This is a genomic window from Gilliamella sp. wkB18 (genome assembly GCF_001690875.1).
GTDB lineage: Bacteria > Pseudomonadota > Gammaproteobacteria > Enterobacterales > Orbaceae > Gilliamella > Gilliamella apicola_A.
Window position 1 is genome coordinate 80557 of the sequence record NZ_LZHM01000038.1, and the last position, 22127, is coordinate 102683.

Here is a 22127-nt window from a genome sequence, read left to right on the forward strand (position 1 = left end):
AAATTTAAATTGGTTGAGTCATTAACCCTACAGACTTAACACCTGCAGATTGCAATAAATTCAACGCATTTATTATTTCTTCATAAGGAACATTTTTAGCACCACCAACTAAAAAAATTGCCTTTTCATTTAAAGCTAATTGCTGTTTAACTTCAGCAATAATTTGCTCTTGAGATAAATTTATTTGGCGCTCTTGATTAATGACTAATGTGTAAACACCAATGTCTGATACCTCTATAATAATTATTTTATTATCGGATGGTGAAACCGTTTTAGATTCAGAAGTTTGAGGCAGATCAACTTCAACACTTTGGCTAATAATAGGAGCGGTCGCCATAAAAATTAGTACCAACACTAATAACACATCAAGCAGTGGTACTATATTAATTTCAGATTTAGTTAAATAACGAGAACGCCTGCTCATAATTATTTCCTAATAGCCACAGCTTGACGTTGTAATATAGCTGAAAATTCATCAATAAAGTTAAGATAATTTTGCTCAATTCTTCCTACTTTTAATGATAATCGATTAAAAGCCATAACAGCGGGAATAGCAGCAAATAATCCAATAGCCGTAGCAATCAATGCTTCGGCGATTCCCGGAGCAACCATTTGCAAGGTGGCTTGTTTAACAGCACCAAGAGAAATAAATGCATGCATAATTCCCCAAACCGTCCCAAATAAACCTATATATGGACTAATAGATCCAACTGTACCTAAAAAAGCAATATTCAATTCTAACTTATCAAGTTCGCGGTTCATTGCTAAACGCATAGAACGCGATGCGCCATCTAAAGCGGCTTCGGACATATTAGGGTTAATTTGATACAACCGAGTAAACTCTTTGAAACCTGAATAAAAAATATGTTCTGTACCACTAAGTTCTTCTTTATTAAATTTTGCTTTATCAAACAAAACATTTAATTCATCAGCAGCCCAGAAATTATTATCAAATTGCTTTATTTGCTTTTTAGCTTGCCCTAAAACTTTCGTTCGTTGAAAGATGATAGCCCAAGATATCACTGAGAACATGAGTAGTAATAGTATGACACATTGTACTAATAGACCTGCTTGCAAAAACAGTTCAACAATATTCAGGTTTTCCATTTATATAAACTCCAAAACTAATGACTTTGGAAGCGCACATGGCTTCATTTTAATAGTATCAACACAAGCAATAATAACATTAGCTTCGCTAATATATTGCTGATTTTGGTTGGTAATAGTTTGCTTAAAAATAATAGATGCTTTACCAATTTTTTCAACTTTACTGTTGATAGTTAACATATCATCTAAACGAGCTGGGAAATTGTAATTAATATCCATCTTTTTCACAACAAAAGCAATACTTTCTTGTAACAACTTGTACTGGCTAATACCTAAGTGTCTAAGCATTTCTGTTCTAGCACGTTCAAAAAAAGCAAGATACCGAGCATGGTAAACAACACCACCAGCATCTGTGTCTTCATAATAAACTCTAGCATTCCAATTAAATTGTTTCATCTTTACATTTCATATCAAATAAAATTAAGAGATATTATATCTGAATATAGATTCAGCTGCACTATGATATAAAATCACCTAAATAAAAAATTATTATTTTTAATTAACCTGCTTATTTGAATTAAATTATAGCTACTTAAAATGAAAAAGGCGGCTATAAGCCACCTTTTTCAACTTATAAGATTCTTAAATCGCTACTTATTGTTAGTTTCTTTTTCACTACTTATACGTTCAATCCAAAGTCCAGAAACTACTGAAATCATACATGCAGCTATAAGTCCAATAAACCATAAAATGTAATACATAATAATTCCTTAATAAAGTGAATGCTTATTATTTTCTATATGATTTTTATCAATTCGTCCAAACATTTTTATATAAGTCCAAATTGTATACAAAAGAACAATTGGTAAAAATATCAATACAACAATAAACATTATATTAAGTGTTAATTGGCTTGATGAAGCGTCCCATATTGTTAAACTAGCATTAGGCATAATGTTAGAAGGCATAATAAATGGAAAAGTTGCAATGCCATATGTGAATAGTACACAAGCAATAGTTAACGCTGATAAAACAAATACCAAAGCATTTTTATTTAAGCCAGAACACAAAATAGTTAGTAAAGGTAGTACAACACCCAATGCAGGGATAACCCATAAAATAGGATAATTCATATAGTTAGATAACCATGAAGCATCTGTTGATACAGTCTTGCTTAATGGGTGAGACACCCCATTGTGATCAATTGCACTTGTAATCTCATAGCCGTGCATGCCAAATGCTACCCAAATCCCAGCTAAAATAAATGCAATTAGCATTATTAAACTAGCAATTTGTGTAGCCTTTCTGGCTCTTAAATAAAGCTCACCTGACGTTTTCATTTGTAGCCATGCGCCACCATGAGCAACAAATAACATTAGACTCACAATTCCTGTTAATAGTGCAAAAGGATTAAGTAAACCGAAGAAATTGCCATCATAAAAAACGCGGTAAGAATTATCAAATCTAAATGGAACGCCTTCTAATAAATTGCCAAAAGCAACACCAAAAACCAATGCTGGTACAAAGCTTCCTGCAAAAATACCACTATCCCATAAATTACGCCACTTAGAATTTTCAAGTTTACTTCGATAATCAAAACCAATTGGTCTAAAAAAAAGCGCACACAGCACGAGAATCATTGCAATATAAAAACCTGAGAATGCAGCAGCATAAACCATAGGCCAAGCGGCAAATATTCCTGCCCCAGCTGTAATTAGCCAAACTTGGTTACCATCCCAGTGAGGCGCAATCGTATTTATCATAATACGACGCTCTGTATCTGTCTTACCAATGAATGGTAATAAAATACCTACCCCCATATCAAAACCATCAGTGACAACAAAACCGATTAAAACAACACTAATCAGTAGCCACCAGATAACACGTACAATTTCGTAATCAATCATTGTGTATACTCCCTATGCCTTATTCTGTACCGGTTGTGTTTTTTCATAATGATAGCTGCCGGTACCTAAAGAACTTGGTCCTAATCTAGCAAACTTAAACATCAAAAACATTTCAGCAACTAAGAACAATGTATAAAGACCACAAATAAGAATCATAGTAAATAATACTTCACCTGAAGTTAATGACGAATTTGCAACACCTGTTGGTAAAATATCTTGAATAGCCCAAGGTTGACGACCATATTCAGCAACAAACCAACCACACTCACAGGCAAGCCATGGGAATGGTAAAAATAAAACTAATAAACGGTGTAGCCAACTTATTTCACCAACTCTATTTTTATAAGTTGCCCATACCCCTATCGCAGTACCAAGAATCATTAATAAACCTAAACCAACCATTCCTCTAAATGCCCAAAATAGTGGCCAAACAGTAGGAATTGAGTCGTCAACAGCTGCTTTAATATGTTTTTCTGTAGCTTGAGAAATTGTGAGGTTATCACGATCTGTAAAACGTTTAACAAGATAACCATAGCCTAAATCTGCTTTATTATCTTCAAACGCTTTAAAAACAGCCGGTTCCTGATCACCTTGTTGAATCTTCTGTAGGTTTGAAAAAGCTAAAATTCCATTACGAATTCTCTTTTCATTATCCGCTAAAATATCCTTAAGTCCTGTTACTTGAGTATCAAATGAACGTGTTGTCATTATACCCATTACATAAGGAATCTCAATTGCGAATAAATTTTCTCTATTTTTTTGGGATGGAAACGCAATAACATTGAATGAAGCTGGGGCTGGTTGAGTTTCCCATTCACCTTCAATCGCAGCAAGTTTCGTAGGTTGAACAGTTGCTAATTCATGACCAGCTTCATCTCCCATTATAGCAACAGCAATTGACATAATAAAACCAAAGACTGCGGCAATCGCAAAAGAACGTTTTGCAAATGCAACATCACGCTTTTTCAAGAGATAATAAGAGCTTATGCTTAAGACAAAAATAGCACCAGTTAAATATCCTGCAGTAACAGTATGAACGAACTTATATTGAGCAACTGAATTGGTAATTAACTCATAAAAGTTAGTCATTTCCATACGAGAGTTAATTGGGTTGAAATCGGAACCAACAGGAAATTGCATCCAACCATTAGCCACTAAAATCCAAAGAGCCGAAAGGTTAGAACCAAAAGCAACACACCAAGTAACCATCAAATGTTTACCACGGCTTAATCTATCCCAACCAAAAAAGAACAAACCAACCATTGTTGATTCTAGGAAAAAAGCCATCAATCCCTCAATTGCTAACGGCGCACCAAAAATATCACCCACATAATGTGAATAATAAGACCAGTTAGTACCAAATTGGAATTCCATGGTTAAACCTGTTGCAACACCTACTGCAAAATTAATACCAAACAGTTTGCCCCAGAATTTTGTCATATCTTTCCAGACTTGCTTTCCACTAACAACGTATACTGTTTCCATAATTGCTAGCATAAATGCCAAGCCTAGCGTTAATGGCACAAATATAAAATGATACATTGCGGTAAGTGCAAACTGGAGGCGTGATAGTTCTACTATATCTAACATAAACGCTCCCTAACCTTTAATTGCTACAAAAATTTCTAACATCATTGTAATATATTGTACACCAATATTTAAAGAAGAAAATTGATGTAAATCAAAAAACGCTACTTAAATCTTTCTTTTGCTGTTTTACCTATGTCAGATAAATTCCTGACGACAAAAACACCTGCATCCTGTAGTACTTTAGTTTTTTCTTCTGCAGTACCTCTATTTCCCGAAATAATAGCACCGGCGTGCCCCATCCGTTTACCCACTGGTGCAGATAACCCTGCGATATAAGCAATTACTGGTTTTGTAACATGTTTTTTGATATATTCGGCTGCTTCTTCTTCAGCATTGCCCCCAATTTCACCTATCATTATGATAGCTTCAGTTTCAACATCTTTTTCTAACAATGCTAAAATAGTAGTAAAATCACTCCCGAGAATGGAATCACCACCAATACCAATACAAATTGACTGACCTAATCCAATATCAGTTGTTTGTTTAACTGCTTCATAAGTTAATGTTCCCGAACGAGACACAATACCTATACGGCCAGCTAAATGAATATGTGCAGGCATAATACCAATTTTACATTTATCTGGAATAATAATCCCAGGGCAATTTGGACCAATCATGATCACATCATTATTTTGTTTTAACTTTTCTTTAACAATAAGCATATCTAAAGTTGGAATACCTTCAGTAATACATACAATCAATTTGATACCAGCATCAATTGCTTCAAGTATTGAATCTTTACCAAATGCTGCCGGGACATAAATAACACTTGCGGTTGCATTCGTTGCTTTAACTGCATCTTTAACCGTATTAAAAACAGGTAATCCTAAATGTGTAGTTCCGCCTTTACCAGGAGTTACTCCTCCAACTAACTTCGTACCATAAGCTAAAGCTTGCTGTGAATGAAAGGTGCCCTGACTACCAGTAAATCCTTGGCAAATAACTCTGGTCTCTTCATTAACTAAAATTGACATATTAACTATTTCCTCCACCCTATTGTTATGCTACTGCAACTATTTTTTGAGCCGCATCCGTTAAGCTTTGTGCTGAAATAACATTCAATTTACTTTTAGCAAGAATTTTTCTGGCAAGTTCAGCATTATTTCCTTCAAGCCGAACAACTACTGGGACAGTAAGGCCATTTTCTTTAATGGCACTAATAATGCCATCAGCAATTAAATCACAACGAACGATACCCCCAAAAATATTAACTAAAATAGCTTTTACATTTTTATCGGATAGAATTAGTTTAAAGGCTTCGGTAACCCGTTCTTTTGTCGTTCCACCACCAACATCTAAAAAATTTGCTGGCTCCCCTCCATGCAGTTTAATAATATCCATAGTCGCCATTGCAAGACCAGCACCATTAACCATGCAACCAATATTACCCTCTAATGAAACATAGCTAATCCCTTGCTTTGCAGCAATAGATTCGCGTTCATCCTCTTGTGTTGTATCTCTTAAAACATTTAAATTCGGATGCCTAAATAGTGCATTATCATCTAGAACAATTTTAGCATCTAAACAAATTAGCTCATCCGAATCAGTAATAACTAGAGGATTTACTTCTGCTAATGCAACATCATTTTCTAAAAAAAGTTTAGCGAAATTGACAAATAATTTTGCAAATTGGTTAATTAACCTTCCAGTTAAACCTAATTTAAAAGCCAGCTCATAACCTTGGTAAGTGCAAGGACCGGTTAAAGGATCTAGTGAGATTTTATGAATTAAATGCGGAGATTTATCAGCAACACTTTCAATATCTATTCCCCCTTCAGTTGATGCCATAATAACAACACGTTTCAAACTACGGTCAATTACCGCCCCCAAATAGAGTTCTTTCTGGATATGAAATGCTTTTTCAATTAAAATTTTATTAACCGGTTGACCTTTAGCAGTTGTTTGGTAAGTAACAAGATATTGTCCTAGCCATTTTTCAGCAAATTGTTTTATTTCACTGAAATTTTTTGTACAAATAACGCCACCAGCCTTAGCTCTTCCTCCTGCATGCACCTGACATTTTACAGCCCAAGAGCTACTTGCAGAAGTCTGAGAAGACAATTCAGCTAAAGTATCTTGTATTTCATCTATGGAGTTGCAAACATACCCTTCAGGTACAGGTAAATTATATTGCTTAAAAAGATATTTTGATTGATACTCATGAAGGTTCATAAAGAATTTCCGCAATTTAAGTGAACATTAAACTTTTTATAATTTTAATTCAATATGAATAAATTGTGTAGTAAAGAATGTTTTATGTTTAATATGGTTTAATGTAATTGAGAATTATTGCTGATGACATGCGACAATGATATACTCAAAAAATTGTTTTGATCGTAATTATTGTAAAGGTATAAATATGAAGCAAGTTGGTATTTTTTTTGGTAGTGACACTGGCAATACGGAAAATGTAGCTAAACAAATCCAACTCATTTTAGGCGAAGATAGAGCCCAACTTTTTGATATTGCTAAATCAACAAAAGAAAGCATAGCTCAGTTTGATTATCTTTTCTTTGGTATTCCAACTTGGTATTATGGTGAATCTCAGGCCGACTGGGATGACTTTTTCCCTAATCTAGAGCAAATTAATTTTAACGGTAAAACCGTTGCTATTTTTGGCTGTGGTGATCAAGAAGATTATGCCGAATATTTTTGTGATGCAATGGGAACCTTACGTGACATTATTTCCCTAAAAGGGGCCAAAATTGTCGGAAATTGGTCCACTGAAGGTTATAGCTTTGAAGCCTCTAAAAGCTTAGTGGATAATACACATTTCGTTGGTTTAGCTATTGATGAAGATCGCCAACCCGAGTTGACAGACGAACGCATAAATACTTGGGTCAAACAAGTTCAAGCCGAAATGGGAATTTAGCCTACCAAATGATTTCTTTTATTTTCCGTTAATTATTTTTATAATAACGCATATTAATATATATTGGGATGTAATATGACAAATCATGATAAAGATAATAATGCCGCGCTTAAAAGTGCGGGTTTAAAAGTTACGTTACCACGATTGAAAATTTTAGAGTTATTACGTGATCCTTCATGTCAGCATATTACAGTAGAAGATATTTATAAAAAGCTACTTGATATGGGAGAAGAAATCGGACTTGCCACTGTTTATCGTGTTTTAAATCAATTTGATGATGCAGGGATTGTTACTCGCCATAATTTTGAAGGTGGTAAAGCTGTTTTTGAACTTGCGACACAACAGCATCATGATCATTTAATTTGTTTAGATTGTGGTGAAGTATTCGAATTTCGAGACGAAATTATCAATATGAGACAAAAAGAAATTGCTGAACAATATGGTGTTAAATTAACTTTCCATAGTCTTTACCTTTATGGTCATTGCCAATCAGGCAACTGTAAAGAACACCCTGAACTTCATACAAAAAAATAAGCCTATTCCAATAGGCTTTTTCCTTCTTTAAAATATAAATCTTTAGTTTATCTTTTAGGTTAGTAATTACATGAAACAACTTTTGAATTTTATTCCTCTTGTTTTCTTTTTTGTGTTTTTGACAATGTATGATGTTTTTATTGGTGTACAAGCATTGATGATATCAGCAACTGTCTCTTTTCTTATCATACTTATTATTTACAGAAAGCTAGATAAAATAGAATTGATATCTTATTTGATGATTATTATTTTTGGCGGATTTACACTCTATACACGAGAACCAAATATAATTAAATGGAAAGTAACAATTATTAACTTTTTATTCGCCTCAGCATTACTAATTGGCAAGTTTATTTTCAAGAAAAATCTACTTCAACAAATGTTAGGCAAAGAAATACAGCTTGATATGCTTATTTGGAACAGGTTAAATACATTATGGATAGCATTTTTCATATTATGCGGCATAGTTAGCTTATTTGCAACCTACTATACAACAGATGATTTTTTTTGGATATTTAAAGTATTTATATTACCAATTATATCATTGTTATTATCATTAATTTCAGGTATTTATATCTATAAAAATATGAAAAAAGATATAGATAACAAATAAAATAACATAATTTGGAGCTTTCAAAAAATGAAACAAAACACAGACATTCCAAAAGGGCAATTAGTACTAAGAACACTTGCTATGCCCGCAGATACCAATCCTCATGGTCATATCTTTGGTGGTTGGATAATGTCACAAATGGATCTTGCTGGTGGGATATTATCAAAAGAAATAGCCAAAAATCGCGTTGTGACCGTTAATGCTAGCAGCATCACATTTTATAAACCAGCTATGGTTGGCGATGTTGTCTGTTGTTATGCGCGTTGCATCAAGACGGGGAAAACATCGATAACAATTGGTATCGAAGTATGGGTAAAAAAATTAGTTGATACTGGTAATATGACACAACGCTTTTGTATTACTGATGCTGAATTTACTTATGTTTCAGTTGATAAACATAATAAATCTAAACCATTACCAGAGATCTTTCAAAATTATGATTGTACGAAAGATTCAATTAATAAATTAAATCTTAGTGATAGTTAATAAATATGCAATTTTCCTCATTTCATGCATTAATAAGTACTCTTATATTTCTTGTTTATTGGTTGATTATTGTTGCGACAACATTACGTGTAGTTTTTAAGCGCAGACCAACAACTTATGTTATTGCATGGATGTTGGTAATTTATATTTTACCTATCGTTGGAGTGATTCTTTATTTTGCACTTGGCGAAACCCATTTAGGACAACAAAGAGTTAAACGCTCACAAAAAATGCGTCCAACTATCGTAAAATTTATCAATAGATTAAGTGACTTTCCTAATATTTTTACTAATAATGTTAGTGCTGTCAGTAAACCAATTTTTCAGCTTTGTAAACATCAAACTGGTCTTGATGGAATTAATGGTAATCATATCGAATTACTCAGTGACACAGATAGCATTTTTGATCGTTTAATTGAAGATATAAATAAAGCGACTTCGAATATTGAGATGGTATTTTATATATGGAATGAAGGTGGACGAGCTAATGATGTTGAACAAGCACTGATTCAAGCAACTAAACGCGGAGTAATTTGCCGCTTAATGATTGATTCAGCGGGAAGTAGGCATTTTATTAGAACCAGTGCAAGTAAAAGAATGCGTGAAGCCGGAATTATCATTATCGAAGCCTTGCAAGTCAACTTACTTCGATTTATGTTTAGGCGCTTAGATCTGCGTCAACATCGTAAAGTTGCGATTATTGATAACTATATATCTTATACGGGTAGTATGAATATTGTCGATCCTCGTTTCTTTAAACAAAATAAACATGTAGGTGAATGGGTTGATATTATGGTCAGAATGAGTGGACCGGTTACTACTTTAATGGGGGCTATCTACGCAAGTGATTGGGTGTTAGAAACAGGAAACTATTTAGCATTACCTCAAATAACTGATTTTGCCGAACCACCAGAAGATAAAAAACACATTATGCAATTGATAGCTTCAGGTCCAGGATACATGGAAAACATGATCCACCAAGCATTATTAACTGCGATCTATTCAGCACAAGAACAAATCATTTTTACCACACCTTATTTAGTGCCAAGTGACGATATTTTACATGCTGTATGCACAGCTGCCCAGAGAGGTGTTGAGGTTATTATCATCATTCCTAAAAAGAATGACTCTCTTATGGTGAAATGGGCTAGTCGCGCATTTTTTTCTGAATTATTAGAGGGCGGAGTAAAACTTTACCAATTCAATGATAATTTATTGCATACCAAAAGTGTACTAATTGATAATCAGTTAAGCCTTGTAGGCACCGTTAATTTAGATATGCGGAGTTTATGGCTTAATTTTGAAATTACTGCAGTTATAGATGATGCCGAATTCGCCAAATCACTCTCTCAACTCTTACAAAAATACTTATCACAATCGGATGAAATAACTTTTGATGACTGGAAAAAACGCCCCATTTGGCAACATATAGTAGAACGCCTTTTTTATTTTTTTGCACCACTTCTTTGATATTTAGTTTATATCATAAATTAAAAGCAAATATGCATTGTTTTTTAGTTTTTTTAGTAACCATTTTGTGACAGATCAGGTTTAAAATGATTGTTATGAATACGATAAACATTTGTCTGAATCGAACCATCAATATTAAGTACAATTTCACGCCATCCAGGTGCATCATCGCTTGATAGCTGAAAGTCATAACTTCCTGGTTTGAATTGCACACATGTTGAAGGAGTAGAAAATGCTAAACAGTTATGCCATATATACTTTTGATTTTGATGTATATGTCCCCAACCTAGCCCTTTTATTTTAGGATTGTTTTGAATAATTTGTTCTAATTTATCGCTATTTTTTAAAATATGCTGATCCAACCAATTGCAGCCAGATTTGATAGGATGATGATGCAAAAAAACAAGTACTTCTCTATCTGGATAACTTTGTAATGCGTTTTTAAAAAAATTAAGTTCCGATTTAGACAAAAAACCATAAGCACACCCCATGACTTGGCTGTTTAATAAAACAATTAACCATTTATCACCCAATAGTACTATTTTATTGCTAGCAAGTTGATAATTAGAAAAAACATCTTGCATAAAAATATAATTATCATGATTTCCAGCCAACCATACACAAGGTGTATTAAATTTCCTTATATTTGTTGCAAAACGAATATAAGCTTCTTTTGAGCCATCTTGCACAAAGTCACCTGTTGCCACAATTAAATCAAATATTTTATTTCGACGCTTAATTTCAGTGATAACCGATGAAAAACTTGCGTTTGAATTAACTCCTAATAATACATTATTATCCTTGGAAAAAAGATGAGTATCAGTAATATGTAATATATTACTGTAATTCTTATTTCGGTTAGAAAGCTGTAAAAAAGACGCCAAAATTTACCTCAACCTTCTGTTAAATTATATTAATGCTTAATGATATTCACGATAAATTGTAACATTATAATCGATTATAATATTTTATTATAAAACCAAGTATATTTATTAAGTGTAAATGCGACCATTAATAATAAACTATTTCCATTCATTTTTTAATAAAATATGGTTAAGTTGCAACCATTGAAGTGCAATAATTGATGCTGCATTATTGATAATTCCATTTTCAACCCATTGGTAAGCCTTTTCTCTACTAATAACATGCACTTTAATATCTTCATTTTCTTCAGCAAGTCCATGAATACCACTTGCTGTTGATGAATCCACTTCGCCAACTATAATATGTAATTTTTCTGTTAAACCGCCTGGAGACGCTAAATAACTAATTATAGGCTTACAACGACCAACTGAAATACCAGCTTCTTCCATCGCTTCACGCCTTGCAACATCTTCATAGGATTCATTTTTATGATCCATCATTCCTGCAATTAACTCTAGCAGCCATGGGCTCTGTTGCGTTTCTATAGCCGCAATACGAATTTGCTCAATCATTACTACTTTATCGCGCTTAGCATCGTACGCTAACAATACTACAGCATGCCCACGCTCTAAAATTTCTCTTGAGACTTCTTCACTAATTGAACCATCAAATTGACGGTATTTGAAACGATATTCAAATAACGAAAAAAAGCCTTTATATAAAAGACGTTTAGTTAAATTAAATACGTCTTTGTTGTCAAAAAGGATTGGATTATTCTTAATTTTCATATGCCCCCTCAATTTTAGGTTGAATTTTAATAAAAAGTGCGAATAGCGAATAAACTATGCTTACTATATCTTAATTATCTGTTAAAATTATATAAATGAGAATGCTACTATATTTTAATGTTTTTTAAAGAGAAAATTAATGAAAAAAACTTTAACCTTTCTAATCGGCTTAGCCTTAAGCCAATCTGTATTTGCCGAAAATTTGGTACAGGTTTATGAACAAGCTAAGGAAACCAATCCTGATTTGCGCAGTTCATTAGCTGAAAAAGATAAGGCATATTCAGCAATTTCAGGATCGCGTGCAAGTTTACTTCCACAAATTGGTCTAAATGCTTCTTATGGTGTTACGCATGGTCGTCGAGATAGCAGTGGCGTTAAAACTAAAAGCGGCAATTTATACCAATTGACCTTAACACAAAGTATTTTCGATTATTCGAATTGGAAAGTTCTAGACATAACCAAAAAGCAAGCTTCCATCGCTGACATCGCTTACCAATATCAAGGTCAAACATTGATATTAAATACATCTGTCGCTTACTTTAATGTATTAAAAGCACTTGATGCATTAAGTTTTATTGATGCACAAAAAAAAGCCATTGGGCGCCAATTAGAGCAAACTCGCCAACAGCATCAAGTTGGTTTAGTTGCAATTACTGATGTACAAAATGCCCAAGCAAATTACGATCTTACTGTTGCGCAACAAGTTAATGCTTTAAATGATTTAAACAATGCTCTCGAATATTTACGTCAAGTAAGTGGTCGCTTTTATTCTAAATTGGCTACCGTTGATCCTAAAACGTTCCAAGCGGTTGCACCAACTCAAATTAGCACTTTGTTAAAACAATCTGAAATATCTAATCTCAATCTATTAACAATGAAATTAAATCAAGATATTGCGCGTGAGCAAATTAAGCTTGCTCAAGCGGGGCATCTACCTACTGCTAATTTAAATGCTTCAACCAATTTAAACAAAAATGATCGATATGGTAGCAATAGCACGCATACTAAGTCATATTCAGGAAATAATTATGTAGGGATTAACTTAAATATGCCTATTTTTTCTGGTGGTGCTACTATGTCAAAAGTTGATCAAGCACAACATAATTTTGTTAGTTTTAGCGAAAAACTGGAAAGTACTAATCGAAATGTAATCAACCAAGTACGTTCTTCATACAATAATATTTCTTCATCAATCAGTGCTATTAAAGCTTACCAACAAGCTGTTATTTCAGCTGAAAGTTCATTAGAAGCAACAACATCAGGATACCAAGTAGGAACACGAACTATCGTTGATGTATTAAATGCAACTACACAACTTTATAGTTCTAAAAGAAATTTATCAGATGCAAAATATAACTATTTAACTAGTTTGTTACAACTGAAATATGCTGTTGGTACATTAACAGCTGATGATCTTGTCACACTAAATAACATGCTTGGTAATGAAGTTGGTACCTTGGTAACAATTAAATAATTATTTAGAAATAAAGGGCGATTAAATCGCCTTTATTTTTAACTTAAAATCTGGTTATTATCCATTTTTTACGACTTGCACTTACTAAATTTAGTACTCTTCAACCTTATAAAGTTACATAAAATTTTCCTAATCTAATATTTAAAATCCACAATAACTATAATAATCATTGCAATTTTTGATAGGCAATGCCTGTCCGTATATAAAGTATATACCTTTCTAAAAGGTAATATATTTAGCAGCCATTTGTATTGTTAATTTATGCTGCTAAATTGGCGACCAACAAGAAATGATTGAACTTAGCAATATTACTTTTATTGCTATTTCATTTAATCGCTACACTCAATTGCTAACAGTTCTGCGCAATAAAAATCATACTTAATACATCAAACTATTATCTGATTATTGTGAGGGTATTAGTGACTAAATTTTACGCCAAGCGTCTATTGAAAAGCTTGTACAAGAATTGATACAAACTAAAACGTTATTAAAAGCAAAGTCCATCTACAACATAAACTTGAGTTGGAAAAGATTAAATAGATAATAAATACTATATCTTTTATGTTGATTATCTTAAACTGGAGCGAATATATTAAAGAAAGTTTAGGGCAAAATATAATTATGAAATGTTACCCTTTAAAAAATAGAATTTTGGCTAAACCAATTAAATGTTTTTAATAAACGAATAATGAAACTTAACACCCTAATAAATTAAAATATATAATATAGATTCCATACATCTTAACAAACATATTAATTTGTTAAGATGCAGTTTCTATAATAAAGATATCAATTACGAAATTCGCATTCCTGGTTTAGCGCCACTATCTGGTGATAGTAGGTACACACCTTCGCCATCATCTTTATCACTTGCACAAAGCACCATTCCTTCTGAAACACCAAAGCGCATTTTACGAGGTGCTAAGTTAGCAATCATAATAGTTAAACGCCCAATTAACACCTCTGGATCGGAATAAAACTGCTTGATACCTGAAAACACATTACGGGTTTCATCACCAATATCAAGCGTTAATTGAAGTAATTTATCGGATCCTTCAACAAAACAAGCATGTTTAATTAAAGCAACGCGCATATCGACTTTAGCAAAATCATCAAAATTAATCGTCTCAGCGATAGGTTCAGCAACTTTAGGTTTGGCAGATTGTAATGCAGCTTGTTGTTTTGTTTCTTCAATCATGGTTGTAATTTTATCCATATCAATACGATTAAATAAAGCTTTAAACTGATTAATTTTATGACTTGTTAAAGCATTATCAATTTCGCTCCATTCTAATTTGCTATTTAAAAATGCTTCTGTACGTTCAGCCAATGAAGGCACAATTGGTTTTAAATAGGTCATTAAGATGCGGAATAAATGAATTCCCATTGAGCAAATATCTTGCAATACTTGATCTTGCCCTTCTTGTTTAGCAACCACCCAAGGTGCCTTTTCGTCAATATATCGGTTAGCTTCGTCAGCAAGTGCCATAATTTCACGAATTGCCTTGCCTGATTCACGTTGTTCAAAGTAGTCAGCAATCACTTTTGCTTTTTCAACAAACAAGGAATACAGTTCAGGCTCTGCCACTTTATCTGATAATTTGCCGTCAAAGCGTTTATAAATAAAACCAGCCGAACGCGAAGCAATATTAACAACTTTATTGACTAAATCACTATTTACACGTTGAACAAAGTCTTCTAAGTTTAAGTCAATATCATCAATATGTGACGATAATTTAGCCGCATAATAATAACGCAAACAATCAGGATCTAAATGTTTTAGATAGGTACTTGCTTGAATAAAAGTGCCGCGTGATTTAGACATTTTTGCACCATCAACAGTCACATAACCATGTACAAAAATATTGGAAGGCTTACGATATTCGCTACCTTCAAGCATAGCAGGCCAAAATAAGCTGTGAAAATAAACAATATCTTTACCAATAAAGTGATACAGTTCTGTACTTGAATTTTTGTCCCAAAACTCATCAAAAATTGGTTTATTTTTTTTATTACAGTAATTTAAGAAAGATCCCATATAACCAATTGGCGCATCTAACCAAACGTAAAAATACTTACCAGGGGCATCGGGGATCTCAAATCCAAAATAAGGTGCATCACGACTAATATCCCACGGTTGTAAACCAGATTCAAACCACTCTTGCATTTTATTAGCAACTTGATCTTGTAATGTTCCTGAACGAATCCACTCTTGTAACATATTTGAAAAAGCAGGTAGATCAAAAAAGAAGTGCTCAGAATCTTTCATAACAGGTGTAGCACCAGATACTACTGATTGGGGATTAATTAAATCAATTGGATTATAAGTTGCTCCGCAAACTTCACAGTTATCACCATACTGATCTGGTGCTTTACAGCGTGGGCAAGTACCTTTTACAAAACGGTCAGGTAAAAACATCTGTTTTTCAGGATCGAATAGCTGTGAAATAACTTTAGTTTTAATATAGCCATTCAGTTTTAAACGTTTATAAATTTGCTCTGATATCTCTCGATTTTCTGGGCTATGTGTTGAATGGTAATTATCATAACTAATATTAAAGCCAGAAAAATCACGTTGATGTTCGGCTTTGACATCACTAATCATCTGCTCTGGAGTAATCCCCAATTGCTGAGCTTTGAGCATAATCGGCGTGCCATGGGCATCGTCAGCACAAATAAAATAGATCTCATTTCCCCGCATACGTTGATAGCGTACCCATACATCAGCTTGAATGTGTTCTAGCATATGACCTAAGTGAATTGCACCATTGGCATAAGGAAGTGCACAAGTCACTAATATTTTGCGTTGAGTTGTCATGTTGATTTATTACCCTTTTTTACATAATGGCAGAAATAGTACATCAATCGTGGGATTATCGCTAGATTTATGCCATAATTTGATAAAATTTATATGCTCAATTTACTTTTCAAACAGCAAATAATCATTTTTTAGGGAGGTAAACCCATAAAATGTACCGCCCTATTATTATTTAATGTTTTTTTAGCTTTTGATACAAGGTAATTGGAAATAAAACGAGTATAAATACTGAGGCACAAAGAGATAACCACAATGAACACTGAAGTAAAAAAAATTCTTGAAAATTTTACTCATTCAACGCTAAAAAAAAATTTACTTGAACTTGGCGCAATAAAAGAATGTGAAATAGTTAATCACTGCTTAACTATAAATTTAACAATGCCTTTCGCTTGGCAATCTACTTTTGAAGAATTGAAAAAAATAACCTCTCCAGAATTGCTTAAGCTTAACAGCGTTAATGATATTGACTGGCATATTGAATATAAAATTGCTACTTTAAAACGTGCTAATAACAAAAATGCCATTAATAATATAAAAAACATTATCGCGATAAGCTCAGGAAAAGGCGGCGTTGGAAAATCATCAACAGCGGTCAATCTTGCGCTAGCTTTACAAAAACAAGGGGCTAAAGTAGGGATTTTAGATGCAGATATTTATGGCCCCTCGATCCCAACCATGTTAGGTACAGAGAAACAACAACCCTTAACGCCCGATAATAAACATATGACACCAATAATGGCATATGGGCTTGCAAGCAATTCCATTGGTTATTTAGTTGATTCCGATAGTGCCATGATATGGCGTGGACCTATGGCAAGTAAAGCTCTATTACAGATTTTACAAGACACGCTTTGGCCAGAACTCGACTATCTTGTCATTGATATGCCTCCAGGCACAGGGGACATCCAATTAACCCTAGCGCAAAACATTCCAGTTACTGCTGCTGTAATTATCACAACGCCTCAAGATATTGCCTTAATCGATGCAAAAAAAGGTATTACCATGTTTAATAAAGTAAACATCCCAACATTAGGAATTATTGAAAACATGAGTTACCACATTTGTGAACATTGTGGACATCATGAGGCCATCTTTGGTGAAGGTGGTGCAAAACGTTTAACTGAACAATATCAAACAAAATTGCTAGGGCAAATTCCACTTCAAAAAATGTTACGCCAAGATCTTGATACAGGAAAGCCGACCATTATTAGCCACCCAGATAGCGAATTTAGCCAACTTTATTATCAAATTGCTGGAAGTATTGCTAGCGAATTATATTGGCAAGGTGAAGCGATTTTGCCTGATATTGCTTTTAAAACATTATAACTTGAAAATTCAGCTATTGGCTGTAAAAACAGCCAATACTAATTACATATTATTTCTATTAATTCGATAACTACGCAAATTTATTCATCATTTTTAACAATATCATTATTAACGATAATAGAAATCAGCTAATTCATCACTTAAAACAAGTTCAAGCTATTGTTCAGAGGTTGTTTTAGTTCTATATTGGTTCAATTCTAAATCTATTTATCCCTAACAAGTGCAACAACTCCAATTCATTGGAAGCCATTACACTATCAACAACGTGATTCGTCACAACACTAAGGAAACTGTTATGCAAAAAAGAGTTAATGAAGTCACCATGCGCGGAGCACCTATTACTTTGTTAGGCACACAAATCAATGTTGGCGACATGGCACCTGATTTTATCGTGCAAGATTTAAAAATGGAGCCCATTAAATTGTCCGATTTTAAAGGTAAAATCAGAATTATTAATTCGGTGCCATCCATTGATACCTCAGTATGTAGTGCTCAAGTTCACCGTTTTAACGTTGAAGCGGCAAAATTAAAAAATACAGTGATATTTTCAATCAGCGTTGATTTACCTTTTGCTTTAAATCGCTACTGTGCTGCTGAAGGTATTGATGCCATTAAAGTCACCTCAGATCATAAAGAACTCAATTTTGGTTTAAAATATGGGGTTGTTATTGAAGAGTTACGACTACTTTCTCGAGCAGTATTTGTCATTGATGAAAAAGACAAAATTGTTTATGTGGAATATGTTAAAGAAACCTCTACTGAACCTGATTATGACAAAGCCCTAGCTGCAGCTAAAGCATTAGAATAAATCGTTATAATGAAAACATCGTCACCAAATACTAATATCGGTGGCGATTAGATTAAGTTTAATTCTTAATAACTATTTAATAGACAAACATATTCAGTTATAATCAAAAATAATTTAATATTCCCTCCATAATCTTAATCATGAATAATAGTATTAACCGATCTCGGGTTTGGTCATCAATTCTTTGCCTTGCATTTGCGGCATTTATTTTTAATACAACTGAATTTGTACCTGTCGGACTATTACCCAATATTGCTGAAAGCTTTTCAATGGACGTAGCTCATGCTGGATTACTACTCACAATTTATGCATGGGCTGTTTCGTTATTATCATTGCCACTCACAGTATTAACATCAAAAATAGAACGGAGAAAGCTACTCATTTTTTTATTTTGCCTATTTATAGGTAGTCATATTTTAGCTGGAGTCGCATGGAATTTTTACAGCTTAATGATAGCAAGAATTGGTATTGCTTGTGCTCATGCTGTATTTTGGGCAATTACAACACCTCTAGCGGTTCGGTTAGCACCCAATGGGAAAAAAGCTAAAGCAATGGGATTTATTGTTATTGGCGTATCAATGGCAACTATATTAGGTATCCCCATCGGTACAATCATAGGGCAACTTGTCGGCTGGCGAGTGACTTTTTTATGTATTGCTAGTATCGCTTTTTGCGTAATGATATTACTACTCCGCTTATTGCCTACTGTACCAAGCATGAATATTATTTCTATCAAAGATATTCCGCATGTATTAAAACGCCCTATACTGCTAAACATTTATTTATTAATTGCCATTATTATTGCAGGTCACTTTACTGCCTATACCTATATTACGCCATTCATGAAAAATATTGGTGGATTTAATCAAAATGTTATCGTCCTTTTATTATTAGTTGTAGGCTTCTCTGGAATGATTGGTAGCGTTATTTTTGCAAGATATGCTGAAAAAAATCCAACCGCAATTTTCATCATCCCTATGCTATTATTGGTCGCTTGCTTATTATCGCTTTATGTCTGTTCATTCACGCTTTATACCGCAATTATTCAATGTTTAATTTGGGGACTTTCCATTACAATTATTGGAATGGTTATGCAAAGCAAAGTAATTGATGCCGCACCTGATGCCACAGATATTGCCACTTCAGTCTATTCTGGTATTTTCAATATTGGAATAGGAGGCGGTGCTTTTATAGGTAGTAAAGTATTAATTCTACTTTCAATTGATTACATTGGTTATGTTGGTGCGTGTTTTGTCATCATCGCACTAATATTATTCTACTTTCTCTCTAGAAAATTGTGGAATAATAAAACAGTCATTTAAAAAAGGGTTATGTAAAAAATATTATATAAAAACCTTAGGGTAAGGAAACAGCATTATTTATTTTATAACACAAATAAATAATGCTGAGAAATACTAAATTAACTTATGATTTACTTAAAGACTCTAACTGTTCCCATCTTTCAAAAACAGCTTCTAATTCAGCCTCTTTATCTGCCAAAGATTGTAAAATTGGACTAGTAATTTCATGAGTTTGATTAAAAAAGTCACTTTGACCAATTTGTGCTTGTAAATCAGCAATCTCTAATTCTAATTGTTCTATTTTGCTTGGTAATTGTGCCAATTCTCGTTGTTCATTATAACTCAGTTTAACTTTCTTTTTAGCGATTCGCTCACTACTTTGATTATTAGTAGCACCTAATTCTTTTTTAGGTTGCTCAAGTTTATTAACTGTCGTTACTTTAACTGGTTGTGCCTGCTGCTGCTGTTGCAGAGCATCGGTATAACCACCAGCATAAACACCAATATGACCTTTTTCTTCAAAAAACCAACATTGAGTGACCACATTATCAACAAATTGCCGATCATGACTAACCAACAAGACAGTTCCTTGATAATCATTCACTAACTCTTCTAGCAATTCTAATGTTTCAATATCAAGATCATTGGTCGGTTCATCAAGTATTAATAAATTGCTAGGTTTTAAAAATAGTTTAGCCAGCAATAAACGATTACGCTCCCCTCCAGACAGTGCTCGTACAGGTGTTCTGGCACGTTTAGGCGGAAACAAAAAGTCCTGTAAATAACCAAGTATATGGCGTGATCGGCCATTAACCATGACCTCTTGCTTACCTTCGGCTAAATTATCCATCACCGTTTTTTCAGGATCAAGTTCGAGACGATATTGGTCAAAATAAGCAACTTCAAGCTTTGTGCCACAATGCACACTACCTAATGTTGGTGTCAAATTACCCAACATCAATTTTAATAAAGTTGTTTTACCAACACCATTAGGGCCAATCAGAGCGATCTTATCACCACGTAATACTTGCACAGAAAAATCATTAACTAGTAACTTATTTTCAATCTGATATGTCACATTTTCAAGTTCAAAAACAACTTTTCCTGAACGTAATGCTTCCTCAATTTGCATTTTAGCACTACCCATAACTTGGCGACGCTTGCTATATTCTTGACGCATTGCTTTTAATGCTCGCACTCGCCCTTCATTACGAGTACGACGAGCTTTAATACCTTGTCGGATCCAGACTTCTTCTTGAGCTAATTTTTTATCGAATTCAGCATTTTGTAACTCTTCAACACGCAATGCTTCTTCTTTACCAAGCAAATAATTATCATAATTCCCACTCCAAGACGCAATTTTACCTCGATCCAAATCAATAATACGCGTTGCCATTTGACGAATAAACGAACGATCATGGGAAATAAACACAATACTGCCATTAAAACTTTTCAAAAAATCTTCCAACCATTTAATGGTTTGAATATCCAAATGATTGGTTGGTTCATCAAGCAATAAAACTGTTGGCTGACAAACCAACGCTTTGGCTAATGCGGCTTTACGCAACCACCCACCCGATAACGAAGACAACAACGCATCACCATCAAGCGATAATGAAGAAATAACATTACGAATACGGCTATCTAATTGCCAACCATTTTGATGATCTAACTGTTCTTGCATTTTCGCTAATTTATCTAAGTTACTTTCGCAAGGATCGGACTCTACACAATGTGCTAAATCGTAGTAATCTCGTAATAATTGTGTTTGTTCGTGTAACCCTTCTGCCACAAAATCAAACACGCTGCCTTGCACATCACGAGGAGGATCTTGTTGTAATCGTGAAACAATTACATTATTTTCATAAATGATTTGCCCTTCGTCTAATGGCATTTCTTTATTTAACACTTTAAGTAAAGTCGATTTACCAGCACCATTACGGCCAACAAGACAAACACGCTCGTTTGGCTCAATAGACATATCGATATGATCAAGCAAGGGCGCATCACTAAATGATAGGTAAGCATTTGTAAGGTTAATTAATGACATATTTATGTTTTTATTTGGATAAAAAGTAATAAAGCGTTATTCTATCATAAAGTTGTATCAGCCAATTAAAATCAATTATCAAAGATATAATAAAATTCTTTACTAATGTAAGATTCTTTATTTTTTCTTAAGAAGGATAAGAATGCTGTATTTATTGATCATTTAAAAATATTAATAATA

At 33.6% G+C, this 22127-nt stretch carries 21 protein-coding genes; 9 read left to right on the forward strand and 12 right to left on the reverse strand.

Annotated elements, in window-relative coordinates:
• Positions 1-4: 4 nt before the first annotated feature.
• The 8 genes from tolR to sucC all read right to left on the reverse strand — a co-directional run bounded on the left by tolR (position 5) and on the right by sucC (position 6716).
• Positions 5-424: a colicin uptake protein TolR gene (tolR, locus tag A9G48_RS03245; RefSeq protein ID WP_034943948.1), complete on the reverse strand. Its 420-nt coding sequence runs from the start codon at positions 422-424 to the stop codon at positions 5-7.
• Between the two features lie 2 nt (positions 425-426).
• Positions 427-1107 (reverse strand): protein TolQ, encoded by a 681-nt coding sequence (gene tolQ / locus A9G48_RS03250; protein ID WP_034943951.1) that lies wholly within the window; start codon positions 1105-1107, stop codon positions 427-429.
• On the reverse strand, positions 1108-1503 hold the full coding sequence (ybgC, locus tag A9G48_RS03255; protein WP_034943954.1) for a tol-pal system-associated acyl-CoA thioesterase: 396 nt from the start codon (positions 1501-1503) through the stop codon (positions 1108-1110). It lies immediately after the preceding gene.
• 194 nt (positions 1504-1697) lie between these two features.
• Positions 1698-1808 carry a cytochrome bd oxidase small subunit, CydX/CbdX family gene (locus A9G48_RS12110; protein ID WP_141670384.1) on the reverse strand — a complete coding sequence of 37 codons (111 nt, stop codon included), beginning with the start codon at positions 1806-1808 and terminating at the stop codon, positions 1698-1700.
• A gap of 9 nt (positions 1809-1817) precedes the next feature.
• On the reverse strand, positions 1818-2954 hold the full coding sequence (cydB, locus tag A9G48_RS03260; RefSeq protein WP_034943958.1) for a cytochrome d ubiquinol oxidase subunit II: 1137 nt from the start codon (positions 2952-2954) through the stop codon (positions 1818-1820).
• 12 nt (positions 2955-2966) lie between these two features.
• Positions 2967-4544 carry a cytochrome ubiquinol oxidase subunit I gene (locus A9G48_RS03265; RefSeq protein ID WP_034943961.1) on the reverse strand — a complete coding sequence of 526 codons (1578 nt, stop codon included), beginning with the start codon at positions 4542-4544 and terminating at the stop codon, positions 2967-2969.
• A gap of 101 nt (positions 4545-4645) precedes the next feature.
• Positions 4646-5518: a succinate--CoA ligase subunit alpha gene (gene sucD / locus A9G48_RS03270; protein WP_034943964.1), complete on the reverse strand. Its 873-nt coding sequence runs from the start codon at positions 5516-5518 to the stop codon at positions 4646-4648.
• Between the two features lie 25 nt (positions 5519-5543).
• On the reverse strand, positions 5544-6716 hold the full coding sequence (gene sucC, locus A9G48_RS03275) for an ADP-forming succinate--CoA ligase subunit beta (RefSeq protein WP_034943967.1): 1173 nt from the start codon (positions 6714-6716) through the stop codon (positions 5544-5546).
• A gap of 187 nt (positions 6717-6903) precedes the next feature.
• Here sucC and fldA point away from each other — a divergent pair, with 187 nt between their 5' ends.
• The 5 genes from fldA (at position 6904) to cls (ending at position 10518) form a co-directional block, all read left to right on the forward strand.
• The gene (fldA, locus tag A9G48_RS03280) at positions 6904-7416 is read left to right on the forward strand and encodes a flavodoxin FldA (protein ID WP_034943970.1); all 513 of its coding nucleotides are present in this window, start codon (positions 6904-6906) and stop codon (positions 7414-7416) included.
• A gap of 75 nt (positions 7417-7491) precedes the next feature.
• A complete protein-coding gene (gene fur, locus A9G48_RS03285; RefSeq protein WP_034943973.1) occupies positions 7492-7950 on the forward strand; it encodes a ferric iron uptake transcriptional regulator in 459 nt (152 codons plus the stop codon).
• Between the two features lie 70 nt (positions 7951-8020).
• Positions 8021-8563: an inner membrane-spanning protein YciB gene (locus A9G48_RS03290; protein WP_034943976.1), complete on the forward strand. Its 543-nt coding sequence runs from the start codon at positions 8021-8023 to the stop codon at positions 8561-8563.
• 27 nt (positions 8564-8590) lie between these two features.
• Positions 8591-9049, forward strand: coding sequence for an acyl-CoA thioester hydrolase YciA (gene yciA, locus A9G48_RS03295; RefSeq protein WP_034943979.1), 459 nt, complete (start codon positions 8591-8593; stop codon positions 9047-9049).
• A 5-nt stretch (positions 9050-9054) separates the two neighbouring features.
• Positions 9055-10518: a cardiolipin synthase gene (gene cls, locus A9G48_RS03300; RefSeq protein ID WP_065569440.1), complete on the forward strand. Its 1464-nt coding sequence runs from the start codon at positions 9055-9057 to the stop codon at positions 10516-10518.
• 53 nt (positions 10519-10571) lie between these two features.
• Here the strand turns inward: cls and cpdA are convergent, their stop codons facing one another.
• A complete protein-coding gene (gene cpdA, locus A9G48_RS03305; RefSeq protein WP_034943986.1) occupies positions 10572-11402 on the reverse strand; it encodes a 3',5'-cyclic-AMP phosphodiesterase in 831 nt (276 codons plus the stop codon).
• A 138-nt stretch (positions 11403-11540) separates the two neighbouring features.
• Positions 11541-12170, reverse strand: a complete 630-nt coding sequence (nudF, locus tag A9G48_RS03310; protein WP_065575775.1) for an ADP-ribose diphosphatase — start codon at positions 12168-12170, stop codon at positions 11541-11543.
• 139 nt (positions 12171-12309) lie between these two features.
• Between nudF and tolC the strand changes: the two genes are divergently transcribed.
• Positions 12310-13644 (forward strand): outer membrane channel protein TolC, encoded by a 1335-nt coding sequence (gene tolC, locus A9G48_RS03315; protein WP_051825042.1) that lies wholly within the window; start codon positions 12310-12312, stop codon positions 13642-13644.
• 793 nt (positions 13645-14437) lie between these two features.
• Here the strand turns inward: tolC and metG are convergent.
• A complete protein-coding gene (gene metG / locus A9G48_RS03320) occupies positions 14438-16462 on the reverse strand; it encodes a methionine--tRNA ligase (RefSeq protein ID WP_065575776.1) in 2025 nt (674 codons plus the stop codon).
• 252 nt (positions 16463-16714) lie between these two features.
• Here metG and apbC point away from each other — a divergent pair, with 252 nt between their 5' ends.
• From apbC to A9G48_RS03335, 3 genes are all read left to right on the forward strand, one after another.
• Positions 16715-17788 (forward strand): iron-sulfur cluster carrier protein ApbC, encoded by a 1074-nt coding sequence (apbC, locus tag A9G48_RS03325; RefSeq protein ID WP_051825044.1) that lies wholly within the window; start codon positions 16715-16717, stop codon positions 17786-17788.
• A gap of 295 nt (positions 17789-18083) precedes the next feature.
• Positions 18084-18596, forward strand: coding sequence for a thiol peroxidase (gene tpx / locus A9G48_RS03330; RefSeq protein WP_034943996.1), 513 nt, complete (start codon positions 18084-18086; stop codon positions 18594-18596).
• Positions 18597-18736: 140 nt separating this feature from the next.
• Positions 18737-19918 carry a sugar transporter gene (locus A9G48_RS03335; RefSeq protein WP_065575777.1) on the forward strand — a complete coding sequence of 394 codons (1182 nt, stop codon included), beginning with the start codon at positions 18737-18739 and terminating at the stop codon, positions 19916-19918.
• A gap of 103 nt (positions 19919-20021) precedes the next feature.
• On the opposite strand, the gene A9G48_RS03340 is transcribed toward A9G48_RS03335, so the two are convergent.
• Positions 20022-21947, reverse strand: coding sequence for an ABC transporter ATP-binding protein (locus A9G48_RS03340; protein ID WP_065575778.1), 1926 nt, complete (start codon positions 21945-21947; stop codon positions 20022-20024).
• Between the last annotated feature and the right edge of the window lie 180 nt (positions 21948-22127).

Coding starts and splice junctions, on each gene's coding strand:
- tolR (WP_034943948.1), bottom strand. CDS start 424: ATGAGCAGGCGTTCTCGTTATTTAACTAAATCTGAAATTAATATAGTA.
- tolQ (WP_034943951.1), bottom strand. CDS start 1,107: ATGGAAAACCTGAATATTGTTGAACTGTTTTTGCAAGCAGGTCTATTA.
- ybgC (WP_034943954.1), bottom strand. CDS start 1,503: ATGAAACAATTTAATTGGAATGCTAGAGTTTATTATGAAGACACAGAT.
- A9G48_RS12110 (WP_141670384.1), bottom strand. CDS start 1,808: ATGTATTACATTTTATGGTTTATTGGACTTATAGCTGCATGTATGATT.
- cydB (WP_034943958.1), bottom strand. CDS start 2,954: ATGATTGATTACGAAATTGTACGTGTTATCTGGTGGCTACTGATTAGT.
- A9G48_RS03265 (WP_034943961.1), bottom strand. CDS start 4,544: ATGTTAGATATAGTAGAACTATCACGCCTCCAGTTTGCACTTACCGCA.
- sucD (WP_034943964.1), bottom strand. CDS start 5,518: ATGTCAATTTTAGTTAATGAAGAGACCAGAGTTATTTGCCAAGGATTT.
- sucC (WP_034943967.1), bottom strand. CDS start 6,716: ATGAACCTTCATGAGTATCAATCAAAATATCTTTTTAAGCAATATAAT.
- fldA (WP_034943970.1), top strand. CDS start 6,904: ATGAAGCAAGTTGGTATTTTTTTTGGTAGTGACACTGGCAATACGGAA.
- fur (WP_034943973.1), top strand. CDS start 7,492: ATGACAAATCATGATAAAGATAATAATGCCGCGCTTAAAAGTGCGGGT.
- A9G48_RS03290 (WP_034943976.1), top strand. CDS start 8,021: ATGAAACAACTTTTGAATTTTATTCCTCTTGTTTTCTTTTTTGTGTTT.
- yciA (WP_034943979.1), top strand. CDS start 8,591: ATGAAACAAAACACAGACATTCCAAAAGGGCAATTAGTACTAAGAACA.
- cls (WP_065569440.1), top strand. CDS start 9,055: ATGCAATTTTCCTCATTTCATGCATTAATAAGTACTCTTATATTTCTT.
- nudF (WP_065575775.1), bottom strand. CDS start 12,170: ATGAAAATTAAGAATAATCCAATCCTTTTTGACAACAAAGACGTATTT.
- tolC (WP_051825042.1), top strand. CDS start 12,310: ATGAAAAAAACTTTAACCTTTCTAATCGGCTTAGCCTTAAGCCAATCT.
- metG (WP_065575776.1), bottom strand. CDS start 16,462: ATGACAACTCAACGCAAAATATTAGTGACTTGTGCACTTCCTTATGCC.
- apbC (WP_051825044.1), top strand. CDS start 16,715: ATGAACACTGAAGTAAAAAAAATTCTTGAAAATTTTACTCATTCAACG.
- tpx (WP_034943996.1), top strand. CDS start 18,084: ATGCAAAAAAGAGTTAATGAAGTCACCATGCGCGGAGCACCTATTACT.
- A9G48_RS03335 (WP_065575777.1), top strand. CDS start 18,737: ATGAATAATAGTATTAACCGATCTCGGGTTTGGTCATCAATTCTTTGC.
- A9G48_RS03340 (WP_065575778.1), bottom strand. CDS start 21,947: ATGTCATTAATTAACCTTACAAATGCTTACCTATCATTTAGTGATGCG.